Source organism: Micromonospora sp. NPDC049801, assembly GCF_040656575.1.
In the GTDB taxonomy this organism is placed as follows: Bacteria; Actinomycetota; Actinomycetes; order Mycobacteriales; family Micromonosporaceae; genus Micromonospora.
In genome coordinates, this window is record NZ_JBFAMS010000015.1 from 66,383 (window position 1) to 82,688 (window position 16,306).

Annotated in this window: 16 protein-coding genes; 6 read left to right on the top strand and 10 right to left on the bottom strand. The window is 72.9% G+C overall.

All coding sequences use genetic code 11. From position 1 onward, the window contains the following. The first annotated feature begins 3 nt into the window (after positions 1-3). The gene (locus tag AB0I89_RS25200) at positions 4-633 is read left to right on the top strand and encodes a prepilin peptidase (RefSeq protein ID WP_357131416.1); all 630 of its coding nucleotides are present in this window, start codon (positions 4-6) and stop codon (positions 631-633) included. A gap of 128 nt (positions 634-761) precedes the next feature. On the opposite strand, the gene AB0I89_RS25205 is transcribed toward AB0I89_RS25200, so the two are convergent. The 5 genes from AB0I89_RS25205 to AB0I89_RS25225 all read right to left on the bottom strand — a co-directional run bounded on the left by AB0I89_RS25205 (position 762) and on the right by AB0I89_RS25225 (position 7,469). After that, on the bottom strand, positions 762-3,962 hold the full coding sequence (locus tag AB0I89_RS25205; protein WP_357131419.1) for a UvrD-helicase domain-containing protein: 3,201 nt from the start codon (positions 3,960-3,962) through the stop codon (positions 762-764). 61 nt (positions 3,963-4,023) lie between these two features. Next, complete coding sequence (locus AB0I89_RS25210; protein ID WP_357131422.1) at positions 4,024-5,274, bottom strand: metallophosphoesterase; 1,251 nt, start codon at positions 5,272-5,274, stop codon at positions 4,024-4,026. Positions 5,275-5,286: 12 nt separating this feature from the next. Continuing rightward, a complete protein-coding gene (locus AB0I89_RS25215) occupies positions 5,287-5,541 on the bottom strand; it encodes a MoaD/ThiS family protein (protein ID WP_355048625.1) in 255 nt (84 codons plus the stop codon). A gap of 3 nt (positions 5,542-5,544) precedes the next feature. Then, positions 5,545-6,558 carry a GTP 3',8-cyclase MoaA gene (gene moaA, locus AB0I89_RS25220; protein WP_357131425.1) on the bottom strand — a complete coding sequence of 338 codons (1,014 nt, stop codon included), beginning with the start codon at positions 6,556-6,558 and terminating at the stop codon, positions 5,545-5,547. After that, the gene (locus AB0I89_RS25225; protein WP_357131812.1) at positions 6,555-7,469 is read right to left on the bottom strand and encodes a fructosamine kinase family protein; all 915 of its coding nucleotides are present in this window, start codon (positions 7,467-7,469) and stop codon (positions 6,555-6,557) included. The genes moaA and AB0I89_RS25225 overlap by 4 nt, the downstream gene beginning before the upstream one ends. Positions 7,470-7,621: 152 nt before the next feature. Between AB0I89_RS25225 and AB0I89_RS25230 the strand changes: the two genes are divergently transcribed. Further along, positions 7,622-8,668: a DUF4192 domain-containing protein gene (locus AB0I89_RS25230; protein WP_357131429.1), complete on the top strand. Its 1,047-nt coding sequence runs from the start codon at positions 7,622-7,624 to the stop codon at positions 8,666-8,668. Positions 8,669-8,674: 6 nt separating this feature from the next. Here AB0I89_RS25230 and fdhD read toward each other — a convergent pair whose 3' ends face one another. Continuing rightward, a complete protein-coding gene (gene fdhD, locus AB0I89_RS25235) occupies positions 8,675-9,538 on the bottom strand; it encodes a formate dehydrogenase accessory sulfurtransferase FdhD (RefSeq protein ID WP_357131432.1) in 864 nt (287 codons plus the stop codon). A 103-nt stretch (positions 9,539-9,641) separates the two neighbouring features. Here fdhD and AB0I89_RS25240 point away from each other — a divergent pair, with 103 nt between their 5' ends. The 3 genes from AB0I89_RS25240 to AB0I89_RS25250 all read left to right on the top strand — a co-directional run bounded on the left by AB0I89_RS25240 (position 9,642) and on the right by AB0I89_RS25250 (position 11,758). Then, positions 9,642-10,295 (top strand): NTP transferase domain-containing protein, encoded by a 654-nt coding sequence (locus AB0I89_RS25240; protein ID WP_357131435.1) that lies wholly within the window; start codon positions 9,642-9,644, stop codon positions 10,293-10,295. Beyond that, complete coding sequence (locus tag AB0I89_RS25245; protein WP_357131438.1) at positions 10,292-10,555, top strand: DUF6457 domain-containing protein; 264 nt, start codon at positions 10,292-10,294, stop codon at positions 10,553-10,555. The genes AB0I89_RS25240 and AB0I89_RS25245 overlap by 4 nt, the downstream gene beginning before the upstream one ends. A gap of 108 nt (positions 10,556-10,663) precedes the next feature. After that, a complete protein-coding gene (locus AB0I89_RS25250) occupies positions 10,664-11,758 on the top strand; it encodes a hypothetical protein (RefSeq protein ID WP_357131441.1) in 1,095 nt (364 codons plus the stop codon). Here AB0I89_RS25250 and AB0I89_RS25255 read toward each other — a convergent pair. Next, entirely contained in the window at positions 11,755-12,711 is a 957-nt protein-coding gene (locus tag AB0I89_RS25255) for a zinc-binding dehydrogenase (protein ID WP_357131444.1), read from the bottom strand. The genes AB0I89_RS25250 and AB0I89_RS25255 overlap by 4 nt on opposite strands. A gap of 99 nt (positions 12,712-12,810) precedes the next feature. Next, complete coding sequence (locus tag AB0I89_RS25260; protein WP_354814963.1) at positions 12,811-13,272, bottom strand: Lrp/AsnC family transcriptional regulator; 462 nt, start codon at positions 13,270-13,272, stop codon at positions 12,811-12,813. Positions 13,273-13,331: 59 nt separating this feature from the next. Here AB0I89_RS25260 and ddaH point away from each other — a divergent pair, with 59 nt between their 5' ends. Beyond that, entirely contained in the window at positions 13,332-14,165 is an 834-nt protein-coding gene (gene ddaH / locus AB0I89_RS25265) for a dimethylargininase (protein ID WP_357131448.1), read from the top strand. 73 nt (positions 14,166-14,238) lie between these two features. On the opposite strand, the gene AB0I89_RS25270 is transcribed toward ddaH, so the two are convergent. Beyond that, positions 14,239-15,426 (bottom strand): ABC transporter substrate-binding protein, encoded by a 1,188-nt coding sequence (locus AB0I89_RS25270; RefSeq protein ID WP_357131451.1) that lies wholly within the window; start codon positions 15,424-15,426, stop codon positions 14,239-14,241. 79 nt (positions 15,427-15,505) lie between these two features. Beyond that, on the bottom strand, positions 15,506-16,303 hold the full coding sequence (locus AB0I89_RS25275) for an alpha/beta fold hydrolase (protein ID WP_357131454.1): 798 nt from the start codon (positions 16,301-16,303) through the stop codon (positions 15,506-15,508). Positions 16,304-16,306: the final 3 nt, after the last annotated feature.

Genomic DNA, 16,306 nt, shown 5'->3' on the forward strand with positions numbered 1-16,306 from the left:
CCCATGTCGGCCGCCACGCTGCTCGGGGTGGCGCTGCTCGGCGGTCTGGTCGGTCTGGTCGTACCCTCACTGGCCCGGCGGTTCGTCGATCCGCCGGCGCGGCGGATCGGGTCGGCCTGGCTCTGTCCACCGGTGGCGGTCGTGGTGTTCGTGGGGCTCGCCACCGTGCGGCGCGACGACCCGGCGCTGCCGGTCCTTGTCGCGGTGGCGGTGGTGGGGTTGGTGCTGGCCGTGGTCGACCTCGTGTGCCTGCGGCTGCCCGACCCACTGGTCGCTGCTGCCGGCACGCTGGCCCTCGGCGGCCTGACCGGGACGGCGTTGCTGGCCGCCACTCCGGGGCGTCTGGTCGGCGCTCTGGTCGGTGCGGTTCTCTGCGGCGCGGCGCACGTGCTGCTCGCCCTGCTGCCGAGATCCCGGCTCGGCTTCGGGGACGTCAAGCTCGCCGTGGTCCTCGGACTGCCGCTCGGCTGGCTGGGACACGACGCCCTGCTCACCGGGCTCCTGCTGGCGCACCTGCTACAGGGTGGGCTGGTGGTCGGCCTGCTCGCCACGCGACGGGTACGCCGCGACACCCTGCTCCCGCTCGGGCCGGCCCTGCTCGCTGGCGCGTGGCTCGGCGTGCTCCTCGGCTGAGATTTTGGCATGCCCGGCACGGCGCGTTCCCGCCGGCCCGCCCGAAAGAGCGTGATGCCTCTGAGTCATCTTGATGCCTCTGAGGCATCACGCTCAACGTGCCACCTGGCCTCCGCGCCCCCCGGGGCTCAGATCAGGCGGAGTTGGCGGTCCCTGGGGCGGCGGGGTTCCGTTTCGCCGAACCGTTCGAACAGGCCCGGGTCGATCGTGGCGAGGAACGGCGAGGGGGCGCAGTCGCGCTCCGCGCCGTGCCGGGTACGGCGGGCGGCGTGGCTGACGTACAGCCGGTCCTGGGCCCGGGTCAGGCCGACGAAGAAGAGTCGGCGCTCCTCGGCGACCGCGTCCTCGTCGGGCGTCGAGCCGGGCCAGCGCAGCGGCAGCAGCCCGTCCTCGGCGCCGACCAGGAAGACCACCGGGAACTCGAGGCCCTTCGCGGCGTGCAGGGTCAGCAGCGTGACCGCCTCCGCGCGCGGGTCGAGCGCGTCCACCTCGGCGCCGGTGGCCAGCTGCGACAGGAACACCTCCAGGTCGTCGCCGCAGCGGTGGGCCAGCGGGGTCAGCAGGTCCACCGCCGAGCGCACGTCCTCGGGGCGGGCCCCGCTACCCGTGCCGTCCAGGGTGGGCACCGCGAACCGCTCGGCGACCGTCTGGCCGGCCAGCCGCACCCGGGCCGCCAGCGACCCGGCCAACCCGTCGGCGTGCCGCAGCTCGCGGGCGATCGCCGCCACCCCGGGCCGGTCCCGAAGCCGGTCGTGCGAGCGCTTCTGCACGGGGATGTTGGCCCTGGTCAGGGCGTCCACGATCGGAGCGGCCTGCGCGTCGGTGCGGTACAGCACGGCGATGTCGGAGAATGACAGCGTGGTGGACCGGCCGTCGATCCGGCCCGAGTCCAGCGATCGGTGGGACAGCCCGCCGACCAGTTCGTCGACGGTCCGGACCACGAAGTCGGCCTCGTCGGCCACGGACGCCGCCGGGTATCGGCCGACCAGCGGGGCCTCCGGGTCGAGCCGGGCCGGATCCAGTCGCCGGCCCTGGACCAGCGAGGACGGCGCGATGGCCTGCACGGCGGCGGCCAGGATCGGTGCCGACGAGCGGTAGTTCCGGTTGAGCCGGACCAGCCGGGCGTCCGTGAAGTCCTGCGAGAAACGCAGGAAGTAGCCGACGTCGGCGCCCCGGAAGGAGTAGATCGCCTGGTCCGGGTCGCCGATGGCGCAGAGGTTGCCGTCGGCGGAGCTGAGCAACCGCAGCAGCTCGTACTGCACCGCGTCGACGTCCTGGTACTCGTCGACGAAGATCCACCGCCAGCGGTCCCGGTACCGCTCGACCAGCTTGCGGTCCGCGCGCAGCAGCTCCACCGGCAGGGTGACCAGTTCATCCAGGTCGACCAGGTCCTGCTTGCGCAGCCGCGCCGTGTAGCCGGCGGTGTCGTCACCCGCCTCAGACCGGGCCGCCGCCCGCTCGACGTCGTCGGCGATCCGGAAGCCGGCCGGCAGGCCCGCCGCGTCGGCGTTCTCCCGCAGAATGGTCAACCCCAGCGCGTGGAACGTGCCCACGGTGACGTCCTCGGCGACCGGACCGAGCAGCCCGTCCAGGCGGTGCCGCAGCTCCTCGGCCGCACGGCGGGTGAACGTGATCGCCAGGCAGTGCTCGGGGAAGACGTTCAGCTCCGCACAGAGGTACGCGATCCGGTGGGTCAGCGTCCGGGTCTTGCCGGTGCCCGGTCCGGCCACGATGAGCAGCGGTCCGCCGGGAGCGGACGCCGCCACCCGCTGCATCGCGTCCAAACGGTCCAGCAGGCCGGTGCCGACCTCCTCCATACCGGAGAGCATCGGCTCGAACGGTTCGTGCGGTGACGGCGGCGGCGCGATCGGTGGCGCGGGAGGCGGGGCCGGCTTGCGTTTCGACTCCGCCTTGGCCGCCGCCGGGCGCTTCGCCGTCGCGCGAGCCGCCGGCTCCGCCGGACGTCGCTGCGACGGCACCGACACGGGTACGTCGAACAGCGTCTCCTGCGCCGTGCCAGCGCCCGTGCCCAGCTCCGCCGGATCGAACAGCGTGATCACCCCGTACTCGCCGTCGTAACCCGGCACCCGGCGTACGTCGCCCCGCCGCAGCCGACCGATGCCCTCGGCGAGCAGCTCACCGCCGGCCTGCGCGATGTCGGACAGCGGCGTCGTGGTCAGAATTTCCAACTCGGGGCCGAGCGCGGCGAGCAGCTCGTTGAGCCGCCCCTCGACCTTCTTCGACCGGGCGCCCACTTTGTTGATCTCACCAAGGATCTCGGCGAGCGGCACCAGGTGGGTGACGTCCCGGGCGTGCGCCGGGCGGTGCCCGTCGGGTCGGTCGGCCAGCTCCTCGATGCGGCTGAGCACGCCCACGGTGAGCGGCTTGCCGCACTCGGGGCAGAGCCCTCCGGCGGCCCGGGTCCGCTCCGGGGACCAGTTGACGCCGCAGAGCCGGTGCCCGTCCGCGTGGTACTTGCCCTCCTCGGGGAAGAACTCGATGGTGCCGGCCAGGCCGACACCGCTGCGCAGCGCCTCCCGGACGGCGAAGTAGTCCCGCTCGCCGGTCAGCACGGTCGCCTCCCGACCGAGGGCCGGCGGCGAGTGCGCGTCCGAGTTGGAGACGAGCTGGTACCCGTCCAGGCTGCCGACCCGCCAGTTCATCGCCGGGTCGGACGACAGACCGGTCTCCACGGCGAAGATGTGCTCGGCCAGATCGGCGTAGCAGTCGGCGATCGCGTCGAAGCCGGACTTCGATCCCAGCGCGGAGAACCACGGCGTCCAGATGTGCGCCGGCACGAGATACCCGTCCGGACTGGCTTCCAGCGTGATCTCCAACAGGTCCCGCGAGTCCAGACCGAGGATCGGCCGGCCGTCGGAGCCGAGATTGCCGATCCGCCCCAGAGCGGTGTTGAAGCGGGCCACCGCCTCCAGGTCGGGCAGGTAGACCAGGTGATGCACCTTGCGCGTCCGGTCGTCCCGCTTGTAGATGGTGGAGATCTCCACGCTCAGCATGAAACGGACCGCGTCCGCGTCGGTCGTACCGGCCAGTCGCGGCGGCAGCCGGCGGGCGATGTCGCGCTCCGTCTCCTCGCTGAGCCGGTAGAGCCCCGGCTCGGCCGGGCGCAGCGTCTCCACCAGGTGGTCGTACCAGGCGGGGTGGGTGAAGTCGCCGGTGCCGAGCAGGGCGATGCCCTTGCGCCGCGCCCACCATCCGAGGGTCGGCAGGGTCAGGTCCCGGCTGCACGCGCGCGAGTACTTCGAGTGGATGTGCAGGTCCGCGACGAAGGGCGCAAGGCCACCGGGGGGTACGTCACTGAACGGGGGCACGCCGCATCCTGTCACGCCCGCCACGCGGCCCGCCTTTCGCCACGCGCGGACGTGACCTCCGCTATGCCGAGCGCAACTCCACGAGGCTGATCTGCGGCTCGGCACCCACCCGCACCGGCGGACCCCAGAAACCGGCGCCGTTGGTCACGTAGACCTTCGTGCCGTCGACCTCGCCGAGCCCGCTCACCACCGGCTGCTGAAGACGGACCGCCAGGTTGAACGGCATCAGCTGCCCGCCGTGCGTGTGCCCGGAAAGTTGCAGGTCGACGCCGTAGCGGGCCGCCTGCTTGGCGGCGAGCGGCTGGTGTGCGAGCAGGACGACCGGGCGGCTCGGGTCGCGGTCGCCGAGGGCGGCCTCGAAGTCCGGGCCGGCGGCCAGGCCGGTGCCCTTGGGGTCCGCGTTCAGGTCGTTGACGCCGGCCAGGTCGAGCACACCGCCCCGGGCCTGGATCTCCTGCCGGCGGTTCTGCAGAACCCGCAGGCCGAGCCGGTCCACCTCCTGGACCCACTCCTCGACCCCCGAGTAGTACTCGTGGTTGCCGGTGACGAAGAAGTTGCCGTACCGGGAGCGCAGGTCACGCAGCGGCGCGGCGGCCGGGCCCAGCTCGGCGACCGAGCCGTCGACCAGGTCACCGACGACCGCGACCAGGTCCGCGTCGAGGCGGTTGATCGCGGCGACGATCCGTTCGGTGTGTGCCCGGCCGCGCAGCGGGCCGAGGTGGATGTCGGAGACGGTGGCGATACGCAGGCCGTCCATGCTGCGTGGAAGCTTGGCCAGGGGGATCCGCACCCGGTCGAGGCGGGGCGGGCCGAGCGCCGTGCGGACGCCGTACCCCGTGATGCCGGTGGCGGTGAGGCCGGCGAAGATGGCCGCGCCGCGCGCCAGCAGCAGGCGACGGGCCGGGTCGTGGTCCGGTGCCGCGACCGTGCCGGCGGCCGGCGGATCGGCGGGCCCAGCGGCCCCGACCAGCACCGGCTCGGGCGCGGCGGTGGTCGGCTCGGCGACGGTCACCCGGCGGCGTAGCACCAGACGCGCGATGAGCATCGGCACTTCCAGCACGACCAGCGTGACCAGCAGGTAGAACATGACGGCGAGCCACACGTAGCCCGGCCAGGCGAGCCAGTAGAGGCCGCCCTGCGTGCCGACGAGGGTGACCGGTACGAGCACCGCCAGCACTCCGGCGGCGATCCCGCCGACCCGCCGCCAGCGACCCGGCGTCGTCGTGTCCCGGACGAGACGCTTCCACAGGTAGAGGTGAATCAGCCCGGTGACCAGGGCCAGTACGCCCATGAACCCTAGAACCGCCAACATGTGCGCGCCCCCTCAGCCGCCCGCGAACGGGGGTAGGACATCGATCGTGGCCCCGCCCGGCAGGGGTGCCCGACGATCATGGCAGGTGACGCCGTCCACGAGGAAACTGGCCACCCGCAGCACGGCGGCCAGTCGGTCGCCGTGCCGCTGGGACAGCTCGGCCGTCAGGTCGTCGAGAGACCGGCCGGCAGGCGTGACCTCCTCCGAGCGGCCCGCGGCGGCCCGCGCCCCGGCGAAGTAGCGGACGGTCAACGGCCTCGGTTCCACGACTCAACCCCCGATCGCGGACATCGGCCGGGTCGGCTGGAGGAAGGTGGGGTCGTCGATGCCGTGCCCGGCCCGCTTGCCCCACATCGCGGTACGCCACCGCTGCGCCAACTCGTCGTCGGTCGCGTCGTCGCGCAGCGCCGCCCGTAGGTCGGACTCCTCGGTGGCGAACAGGCAGGCGCGCACCTGGCCGTCGGCGGTCAGCCGGGTTCGGTCGCAGTCGCCGCAGAAGGGCCGGGTGACGCTGGCGATCACGCCGACCCGGGCCGGGCCGCCGTCGACCAGCCAGGTCTCGGCGGGCGCCGCGCCGCGCTCGGCCGGGTCGGGGCTGAGGTCGAACTGGGTACGCAGGGAGGCCAGGATCTCCTCGGCGGTGACCATCGTGCTCCGGTCCCAGCCGTGCTGCGCGTCCAGCGGCATCTGCTCGATGATCCGCAGGTGGTAGCCGTGGTCGAGCGCGAAGCGGAGCAGGGCCGGCGCCTCGTCCTCGTTGACCCCACGCATCAGGACTGAGTTGATCTTCACGGGGTCGAGACCCGCGGCCGCCGCCCCGGCGAGCCCCGCCAGCACCGCGTCGAGGCGGGGACGGCGGGTGAGCTGGGCGAACCGGGCCGCGTCCAGGGTGTCCAGCGAGACGTTCACCCGGTCCAGGCCGGCCGTCCGCAGCGCGGGCGCCAGCCGGTCCAGGCCGATGCCGTTCGTGGTGAGCGAGATCCGGGGGCGCGGATCGAGCGCGGCGACCGCGCCCACGATGCCGAGCAGGCCGGGCCGGATCAACGGCTCCCCGCCGGTGAACCGCACCTCGGTCACGCCGAGCTGCTCGACGGCCACCCGGATCAGCCGGACGATCTCCTCGTCGGTGAGCAGCTCCGGGCCGGCCAACCAGGGCAGCCCTTCGGCCGGCATGCAGTACGTGCACCGCAGGTTGCACTTGTCGGTTAGGGAGACGCGCAGGTCCCGCGCGATGCGGCCGTACCGGTCGACGAGGACGCCGTCGGTACGTCGGTCGACACTCACCGGTCGACCGTAGCGCGCTCGACGCCGACCAGGGCGGCTCGGGCGACCCGGACAACCGCATCGCGGTAACCGGCGCCGAAGAGCGCGGTGTGCACGAGCAGCAGATGCAGCTGGTGCAGCGGCACCCGCTCGCGCCAACCGTCGGCCAGCGGCCAGCTCTCCCGGTAGGCGGCAAGGACCCGGTCCAGCTGCGCGACACCACCGAAGAGCGCCAGTTGGGCGAGGTCGGTCTCGCGGTGCCCGCCGTGCGCCGCCGGGTCGACCAGCCAGGCCCGCTCGTCGATGCCCCACAGCACGTTGCCCGGCCACAGGTCGCCGTGGACGCGGGCCGGCGGCTCGTCCCCGCCGAACTCACCGACGTGCCCGATCACCCGTTCGATGAGCGCGGCATCGCTGCTGGTCAGCGCACCGCCGTCGACGGACAGGCGTAGGTAGGGAACGAGTCGCCGCCGCGCGAACCACGTCGACCAGGGGCCGTCGTCGGGGGTGTTGTCCTGAGGAAGCGCACCGATGAAGCCGTCCCACGGCGCGCCGAAGGCAGGCGCGCCGGCCCGGTGCAGGGCGGCCAACTCCCGACCGAAGCGATCGGCGGCCTGCGGCGTCGGCTCGCCGGGCTCCACCCAGTCGAGCGCCAGCAGGTCGGGCAACGCCACGATCACCTCGGGTACGCCGATCGCGTCGGCCTCCCGCAGCCAGCGCAGCCCGGCGGCCTCGGCAGCGAAGAAGCCCTCGGGTGCCGGCCGGTCGGACCCCTCCGGCCAGGACTTCGCGAAGACCGAGTGACCGTCGTCCAGCGTCAGCCGGGCGGCGGCGCAGATGTCGCCTCCGGCGACCGGCGTCTCCCGGAGCCGCTGGTGGGTCCGGAACGTCGGCAGGTGTGCCGGGTGCGCGCGCAGGTACGCCAGGTCCATCAGCGCACGGTAGCGGCTGCCCATGACACCACGGTGTCCTGTGAGCACATCGAATCGCTTCTACCTCTGGGAATACGCTCCGTAGTTGTGGATAAGTCGCGTGTCATCCACAGGGTCTGGAAGGCTCCGCGGCTCGGACGCAGCCTTCCTGCATGACCTCGACCGAACGTCCGAAGCTCTCCGTCCGCTCGCCCGCAGATCTGATCGCCGCCGTGCCGTACCTGCTCGGCTTCCACCCGGCCGACAGCGTGGTCGCGGTGGCGCTGCGCGGTCGACAGATCATCTTCGCCGCCCGCGCCGACCTGCCCGAGCCGGCGACGGACCCGGTCGACCGTGCCCGGCACCTGGCCGGGGTGATCCACCGGCAGGGCGCGGACGCCGCCACCGTGGTGGGCTACGGGTCACCCGAGAGGGTGACCCCGAGCGTGGACGCGGTGCGCGCCGCCCTGACGGCGGCCGGCCTGGAGGTGCTCGACGCGCTGCGGGTGACCGACGGCCGGTGGTGGTCCTACCTGTGCACCGAGGTGGACTGCTGCCCGCCCGAGGGTCGGCGCTACGACCCGCAGGCCAATGCGGTGACCGCGTCGGCCGTGTTCGCCGGTCAGGTCGCCCTCCCCGATCGGGCGGCCCTCGTGGCGCAGGTGTCGCCGGTGGCCGGCCCGGCCCGCGAGGCGCTGCGGGCGGCCACCGTCCGGGCCGAGCGACGGCTAATCGAGCTGATCGAGCAGGCGCCCGCCAGCGACCTGCTGGGCGGGCGGGCCGTACGCTCCGCCGGGGTGACGGCGGTCCGCGACGCGCAACGACGACAGCGGCGCGGTGAGCGGCTCGACGACGACGAGGTGGCCTGGCTCAGCCTGCTCCTCGGGCACCTGCCGGTCCGCGACCACGCCTGGGAACGGACCGACGGCCGCGAGCGGGACATCGACCTCTGGACGGACGTGCTGCGCCGGGCCGAGCCGGAGTTGACCGCCGCGCCCGGCGCGCTCCTGGCGTTCGCGGCGTGGCGGGCGGGTCAGGGGGCCCTGGCGGCGGTCGCGCTGGAACGGACGCTGAGCCTGCACCCCGAATACTCGCTGGCCCTGCTCCTGGACGACCTGCTCCGGCGGGGCGTACCCCCCTCCGAACTGGACGGCTGGCCCTCGGTCGGTGTGCCCGGCGTGGTCCGCCCCCGCAAGCGACGTCGACGTGGCCGCCGCTGACCCGGGTCAGGTCGGCTGCTCGACGGTGATCCGCTGTGGGCCGGCGTACACGTTCATGGTCCGGCCGCGCAGGAATCCGACGAGCGTCATTCCCGCCTCCTCGGCCAGCTCGACCGCGAGGGTGCTCGGCGCGGACACTGCCGCCAGCAGCGGCAGTCCCGCCATCCAGGCCTTCTGGGTCAACTCGAAGCTCGCCCGGCCGGACACCAGCAGCAGGTGCCCGGTCAACGGCAGGTGCCGTTCCCGCACCGCCCAGCCGATGACCTTGTCGACGGCGTTGTGCCGGCCCACGTCCTCCCGCAGCGCCACCAGCTCACCGGCCGGGGTGAACAGCCCCGCCGCGTGCAGCCCGCCGGTGCGGTCGAAGGCGCGCTGGGCGGCCCGCAGCCGGTCGGGCAGCTCGGCGAGGAGCGTGGCCGGTACGGCGAGCGGGTCCTGGACGACCGGAAACAGCGAGCGGGTACGGACCGCGTCGATGCTGGCCTTGCCGCAGACCCCGCAGGAGCTGGTCGTGTAGAAGTTCCGGGACGGGTCGGTGGTTGGTTCCGGGACGCCGGGGGCCAGCACCACGTCCACCACGTTGTACGTGTTCGGAGTCTCCGCGCCGGAGCAGAGTTGAGCGGTCAGCACGTCGTCGGTGGACCGGATCAACCCTTCGGTCAGCAGGAAGCCGATCGCCAGGTCCAGGTCGTCTCCGGGGGTGCGCATGGTGACGGCGAGCGGCTTGCGTCGGTCCGGACCGGCCGGGCCGACCCGGATCTCCAACGGCTCCTCCACCGAGAGGGTGTCAGGCCGTTTGACGGCTGCGCGTCCGTCGGCCGCGTCCAGGTCGATCCGCAGTACGCGCCGTCGGTCAGTCGCCCGTCCCATCCCGCCATCCTGCACCCCGCCCCGGCCGGCCCGCACGGCCGCCGCCCATCAGGCACCCCGCAGCGCCCCGGCGGCCGAGCGCCGGCACGGCTACCGTGACCGGATGGGGACGTACGCCGCCGTGGTGCTCGCGGGTGGGGCGGCCCGCCGGATGGGCGGGGTGGACAAGCCCGCGCTGCCGGTCGGTGGTCGCTCGATGCGCGACCGGGTGCTGGCCGCGGTGGGGGACGCCGCGCCGCGGGTGCTGGTCGGGCCCGCCGACGGCGTGCCGGACGACGTACGGGTGACGCGCGAGGATCCGCCCGGAGGCGGGCCGGTCGCCGCGACGGCGGCCGGGTTGGCGCTGCTCGACCCCGACACGACGCTCGTCGCGCTGCTCGCCGCCGACCTGCCGTTGCTCACCCGCGCCGCGATCGGCGACCTGCTGACCCACCTCGCCGCCGCTGGAAGGCCAGCACCAGCCGCCCCGGCGGACAGCCCGGCCGGCCTTCACCCTGAGGCTGTCGACGGGGTGTGCTTCGTCGACGCGGACGGACGGCGGCAGTCGCTCTGCGGGGTGTGGCGGGTCGACGCGCTGCGGGCCGGGCTGCTGCGGCTGGCGGCCGAGCGGGGCGGCAGTCTGGCCGGTGCTTCGATGCGGGCGCTGTTGGCCGGTCTGGCGATCCACGACGTGCCGTGGGCCGGTGCCGGTCCGCCGCCCTGGTTCGACTGCGACACTGACGAGGACGTACGCCGGGCGGAGGAGTGGGTGCGATGACGGTGTTGGACGACTGGGTCACGGCGGCCTGCGCCGAGGTGGGTCTGGACCCGGCCGAGGTGCCGGTTCCGGCGGTGCTGGACCTGGCCCGCGACGTCGCCCACCAGGTGGTGCGACCGGGTGCGCCGGTCAGCGCGTACCTCCTGGGGTTGGCCGTCGGTCGTGGCGCCGATCCGGCGGACGCCGCGGCCCGGCTCAGTGCCCTCGCGGCCGACTGGCCGGTCGGGCTCGACGCCGAACTCGCCGACCCCACCTCCTGACCGCCGCGCCCCGTGCGGGTGTCACGGCGCCGGGTGTCCGATCCCGGTCCGGGCTGATTCGAGCCGAGTGGACCGTGGGTAGGGTGATCGGAACGGACGGAGGCGATCATGACGGCTGACCACCCCTCGGCGTCGGATTCAGAGCCCGGCGGTACACCCGAGCCGGCGGAGTCGATCCTGCTCGACGACCCCAGCACCACCGATCTGCGGGCCAAGGTGACGGAGGCCTGGCGGGAGTTCGCCCGGATGCTCGCCCTGCGGCTACGGGAGCTACCGGCCGGCGCGCACCTCGAACTGACCCTCGATCCCACCGCCTCCGGTACGGGTGACGCCGTCTACTCGATCAGCGTCGACGCGACCGACGACGGCGGTCTCTCCGCTCGGGCGGTCGGTAACGCGGCGCTGCCGCAGGGCTACCGGCTGGACCGTGCCGCCGTGGCGGACATGGTGGCGCTCGGCTGGTCCCCGCCCGGCGTGGTGGCCGGCTCCGGCGGCGCGTTCGGGCTGGACGGCACGGTGGCGGAGGCCAACCGGATCGCCCCGCTGCTGTCCCGGACGCTGCGCGACGTGTACGGCGCACCCCACCCGGCCTTCCTCGTCTACCTGGTGCACGACGCCGACGGCGAGCCACTGGCCGTCGAGCCGTTGGGCACCGCGCGCAGCGAGTTCGGCCCGGACGCCGACGTGGAGGGGGACCTTCAGGAGGCGTTGGCCGAGGCGTCCGCCGACCGGGACGACGTGCTGGACCTGCCGGAGCGCGTCCGTACCGTCGTGTCCACGATGTTGAAGTCCGACGCCGAGCGGTTGCAGATCGACTCGGACGGCGACATCACCATCCGGGCCGGCTCGGCGATGGTCTTCGTGCGGGTGCGGGACAATCCGCCGCTGGTGGACGTCCTCTCCCCGGTCCTCACCGAGGTCGAGCCGACCGAACGGCTCTACGTCAAGCTGTCGGAGCTGACCAACCGCATGCCGATCGGTCGCCTGTACTGCGCCGACGACACGGTCTGGGCCTCCATCCCGGTCTTCGGCCGTAATTTCCAGGCGACCCATCTCATGCTGGCGGTGCAGGTGATGACCGGTCTCGCCGACGAGTTGGACGATCGCCTGCACGGTGAGTTCGGCGGCAAGCGCTTCTTCGGCGAGGGCGACAAGCCGGTCCGGGGTGACGATTCCCAGCACCGCACCGGCATGTACCTCTAGGCCACGTCCAACAGGGTCTTGCCGACCGTCGCGCGCGCCTCGATGGCGGCGTGCGCGTCGGCGGCGCGTTCGAGGGGGAAGCGCTGGCCGACCAGCGGCCGGAGCTGCCCGGCCGCCGCAGCCGCCAGGACCCCGATGGTGTACGCCCGCAGCCGCGCCGGCGGCACGTCCGGCCGGATCAGCGTGATCTGGCGTTCGGCGGCGGCATCCGGTGTGACGGGGGACCACTCGCCGCTGGCCAGCCCGTAGCTGATCATCCGGCCGCCCGGGGTCAACAGCTCGAACGCCGCCCTGGCCACCGAGCCGCCGACGCCGTCGAACACCACGTCGACCCCGCCCACCGCGTCGCGGACGCCATCGGCCCAGCCCGGCCGTAGGTAGTCGACCGCCACGTCGGCGCCCAGCCCGGGCAGCAGGGCCACCTTGCGCGGTCCGCCGGCCACGCCGATCACGCGTGCGCCGGCCCGCCTCGCGATCTGGACGAGCATGCTCCCCACCCCACCCGCGGCGGCCTCGACCAGCACGCGGTCGCCGGCGCGGACGCCGACCGCCTCGACGAGCATGGTGGCGGTACGCCCGTCGGCGAGCAGCGCCACGGCCGCGTCCAGCGCCAGCCCGGCCGGCACGTCGATGGGCGCGGACGCGTCCACCGCGACCTGTTCGGCGTACCCGCCGGCGCCGCCGGTGGCGGTGACCACCCGTTGCCCGATGCGGGCCGGGTCGACGTCCGACCCGACGGCGGTGATGACGCCGCCGACGCCGTTGCCGGGGATCAGCGGCGGGGCGTACCGGTTCGGCCCGGGACGCCCCGAGCGCTGCTGCGTCTCGACGAAGGTGACGTTCGCGTGTGCGACGTCGATCAACACCTGGCCGGGGCCGGGCGTCGGGTCCGGCGCCGGGCCGGGCGTCAGCACCTCGGGACCGCCGAACTCACGTAGCCAGATCGCCCGCATCACTTCCCCCTCGTGTCGTGCCATGCCGCCACGAGTCCAACACCTGAACCAGACTTGAGGTCAAGCCGCGCATTGCGGGCCGAGCCGGGCGGCGGACGGTCAGGCGCCGGTGGACGGCCCGACGCCGGGGGATTCGACCAGCCGGGACAGCACGATGGTGCTGCGGGTGGACGTCACGAACGACTCGGCGCGCAGCCGCTCGAGGGCCGCCTCAAGGTGGGCGATGTCGGCGGCACGCAGGTGCACCAGCGCGTCCGCCTCGCCGGAGACGGTGTACGCGCCGACCACCTCGGGGTGTCGGCGGGCGGCCACGCCGATCTGCGCCGGGGTGGTCCGGCCGGCGCAGAACAGCTCGACGAACGCCTCGGTGGTCCAGCCGACGGCGGCCGGGTCGACGACGGCCGTGAATCCCCGGATGACGCCGGTGGCGCGCAGTCGGTCGACCCGGCGCTTGACTGCCGGGGCGGAGAGTGACACCCGGGTGCCGATGTCGGCGTACGACGCGCGGGCGTCGGCGACAAGCAACGCAATGATCCGCTGGTCAACGGCGTCTATCTGCAACGTTCCGCCTCTGGGAAGCAATGGTTGTGGCTGTTACCAAAGTTCAACGATACCTACTCTTGGTGACCGTGAACCAGCAGCGAGTCCCGCGAAAGCGGACATATCTCATGTGCTCGCCCGAGCATTTCGCGGTCGAGTACGCGATCAATCCGTGGATGGACGTGACCACCCCGGTCGACCGGGAACTGGCCGTCAAGCAGTGGGACCGGCTGCGCGACACGCTCGTCGGTCTCGGCCACGAGGTGCACCTGCTCACGCCGGAGCCGGGGCTGCCCGACATGGTGTTCGCCGCCAACGGCGCCTTCGTGGTCGACGGCAGCGTCTACGGCGCGCGGTTCAAGCACGAGCAGCGGACCGCCGAGGCCGCCGCGCACCACGCGTTCTACGAGCAGCAGGGTTGGCGTTTCCTCGCCCCGAACGAGACCAACGAGGGCGAGGGCGACTTCGCGTACGTGCCGGAGGCGCACGGCGGACTCATCCTGGCCGGGCACGGCTTCCGTACCGAGATTCCGGCACACGCCGAGGCGCAGGAGGCGCTGGGTCGGCCGGTGGTGTCGTTGCGGCTGGTCGACCCGCGCTTCTACCACCTGGACGTGGCGCTCGCCGCCCTCGACGACGCGAACATCGTCTACTTCCCCGGCGCGTTCTCCGCGGCCAGTCAGCGCGTCCTCACGCAGCTCTTCCCGGACGCGGTGATCGCCGACGACGAGGACGCGTTGTCCTTCGGGCTCAACCTGGTCAGCGACGGCGCGAACGTGGTGCTCAACAGCGAGGCCACCCGACTGGCGGGCAAGCTCAAGGCCGCCGGTTACACGCCGGTGCCGGTCGACTTGGCCGAGCTGAAGAAGGGCGGCGGCAGCGTGAAGTGCTGCATCGCCGAACTGCGGCACTGACCCGAACAGCGCCGAGTACGGCAGGGGCCGGCCTCCCCACGGGAGGCCGGCCCCTGCTTCGTCCCGACAGGCTCTAGCCCAGCGTGGCCAGCTCGTTGATCAGCACGTTCGACATGACCTGACCGTCCTGCTGGACCTCCCGCAGGTACCACTTCTGCTGCGGGGTACGCGGCTGGTTGAACTGCCAGATGCCGCGCGGGCTGTCGATCTGGCCGATCTTGCCCAGCGCCAGATTGACCTGCTGCGGGGTGGGCGTTCCGCCGGTCAGCTGGATGGCCTGGTCGAGCACCTGGGCCGCGTCGTACGACGCCATCGCGTAGGTCGTCGGCGTGCTCTGGTGCTTCTTGCGGTACGCCGAGGCGAAGACCCGGTTCGACGTGTTGTTGAGGTCGGCCGAGTAGTTCAGGGCGGTCTGGATGCCCAGCGCGTCCCGGCCCAGGCTATCCAGCACGGCGCCCTCGGTGAGGAAGCCGGGGGCGTACACGGGCCCGGAGAACTGGTCGCGGAGCTGCTTGATGAACTCGACGGCGGCCGCACCCGCGAAGAAGCAGAACACAGCGGTCGGGTTCTTGCGCAGCGCCTTCTCGATGTCCGCCACGTAGGTGGTCTTGCTCGGGTTCGGGGTGGGGCTGGTGTTGGTCACCGGGTCGGCGATGCGCGGGTCGGTGGGGCCGAACTCCTGCTTGAAGCCCCGCACGACGTCCGGGCTGCCCACGTTCTCCGGCACGATGATCGCGATCCGGCCGTTCGCCGGGAGCTGGTCGCGCAGGTAGCGGCCGAGTGCCCGCCCGGCCTCGTCCAGCACGTACGAGGTACGCCAGATGTAGACGACGCTCTGCAGGCTGCTCGGTGAGGCGTTCGACCCGATGAGCGGGATTCGGGCGTCCTCGATGGTGTCGCGGATACCCACCATCACCGACGAGTTGACCACGCCGGTGAGCGCCAGCACGTTCTGCTTGAGGAGCTGGTCGACGGCGGCCTTGCCGGTCTTGGCGGTCTCGCCCTCGTCGGCGGTGAGCAGCTCGACCGGATGCCCGCCCAGTTGCTGGTTGTGCAGGTCGAGGAAGAGCTGGAAGCCGTTGGTGATGTCGTCACCGATGGACTTGAAGCCGCCGCCCTTCGGTGCGATCAGACCAATCTTGATCGGGCTCTTGGTGGGGGTCGGCTGAGCCTCGGTGTCGGAGCCGCACGCGGTGGCGAATCCGGTCGTACCGAGCGCGGCCAGGAGTTGGAGCGCCCGCCTGCGATTCATCTGCGACACCGAGTTCCTTCCCAGGAGCGTTGCAGGGCGAACAGCGCCCCTCCGGCGTTCTACCTGCTCGGCGACGCTGCGTCAATGGCTAGTGATCATCGTGCAGGGACCGCAATGCATCGAGCACTCGGGGCCAGGCCGAGGACTCCGGATCGATCAGCCCGAAATGCTCGCATTCGGGCAGCTCGACAAGGGAAATATCGGATCCCACGGTACGAGCTGCCACCACGAAGTCCCGGCTCATCGAGACCGGCACCTGTTCGTCCAGTGAGCCGTGCATCACTACCGTGCGTGTTGGCATCGGTACCAATGATCGTGGATCGGCCGCCGCGTACCGGTCCGGCGCATCCCCCGGACCGCCGCCGAGCAGCGCGGCGACCGCACCGGAGTCCAGGTCCAGCCGGTACGCCTCGGCGAGATCGGCCACCGGGGCCAGGGCCAGCACCCCACCCACCGTCGACGGCGCGGTGGCCGCCGCGTACAACGCCAGGTGGCCACCGGCGGAATGACCGATCAGGATCGGCGGGGCCCCGCTCACCCGACCGGGCAGCGCCGGCGCGACCAGCGCCGGCAGCGCCGCGATCCCGGCGAGGGCGTCCGTCAACGTGCCCGGCCAGCCACCACCCGGTTGCCCGGTACGTCGGTACTCCAGTTGCGCCACCGGGTACCCGTCGGCCGCGAGCGCGGCGGCCAGCGGTCCGGTGTGCCGCCGGTCGTACTCGGCCCGCCAGAAGCCCCCGTGCACCACGACGACCAGCGGCCGGGCCGGCCCGGAACCGGCTGGGCGGCGAAGGTCGGCGACCTGGTCGGGGTGGTCGCCGTACGCCACCGTCCGGTCCGGCGCGGGCGCCGGCCGGGTCAGCACGGCGCGTGGGTCGGCAGACATGGC

Excerpts from the sequence above, each read along its gene's own strand:
- fdhD (WP_357131432.1), bottom strand. The coding sequence starts at position 9,538 with ATGGGACGGGCGACTGACCGACGGCGCGTACTGCGGATCGACCTGGAC.
- AB0I89_RS25250 (WP_357131441.1), top strand. The coding sequence starts at position 10,664 with ATGACGGCTGACCACCCCTCGGCGTCGGATTCAGAGCCCGGCGGTACA.
- AB0I89_RS25225 (WP_357131812.1), bottom strand. The coding sequence starts at position 7,469 with ATGGACCTGGCGTACCTGCGCGCGCACCCGGCACACCTGCCGACGTTC.
- AB0I89_RS25275 (WP_357131454.1), bottom strand. The coding sequence starts at position 16,303 with ATGTCTGCCGACCCACGCGCCGTGCTGACCCGGCCGGCGCCCGCGCCG.
- AB0I89_RS25240 (WP_357131435.1), top strand. The coding sequence starts at position 9,642 with ATGGGGACGTACGCCGCCGTGGTGCTCGCGGGTGGGGCGGCCCGCCGG.
- AB0I89_RS25230 (WP_357131429.1), top strand. The coding sequence starts at position 7,622 with ATGACCTCGACCGAACGTCCGAAGCTCTCCGTCCGCTCGCCCGCAGAT.
- AB0I89_RS25200 (WP_357131416.1), top strand. The coding sequence starts at position 4 with ATGTCGGCCGCCACGCTGCTCGGGGTGGCGCTGCTCGGCGGTCTGGTC.
- AB0I89_RS25245 (WP_357131438.1), top strand. The coding sequence starts at position 10,292 with ATGACGGTGTTGGACGACTGGGTCACGGCGGCCTGCGCCGAGGTGGGT.
- AB0I89_RS25255 (WP_357131444.1), bottom strand. The coding sequence starts at position 12,711 with ATGCGGGCGATCTGGCTACGTGAGTTCGGCGGTCCCGAGGTGCTGACG.
- AB0I89_RS25210 (WP_357131422.1), bottom strand. The coding sequence starts at position 5,274 with ATGTTGGCGGTTCTAGGGTTCATGGGCGTACTGGCCCTGGTCACCGGG.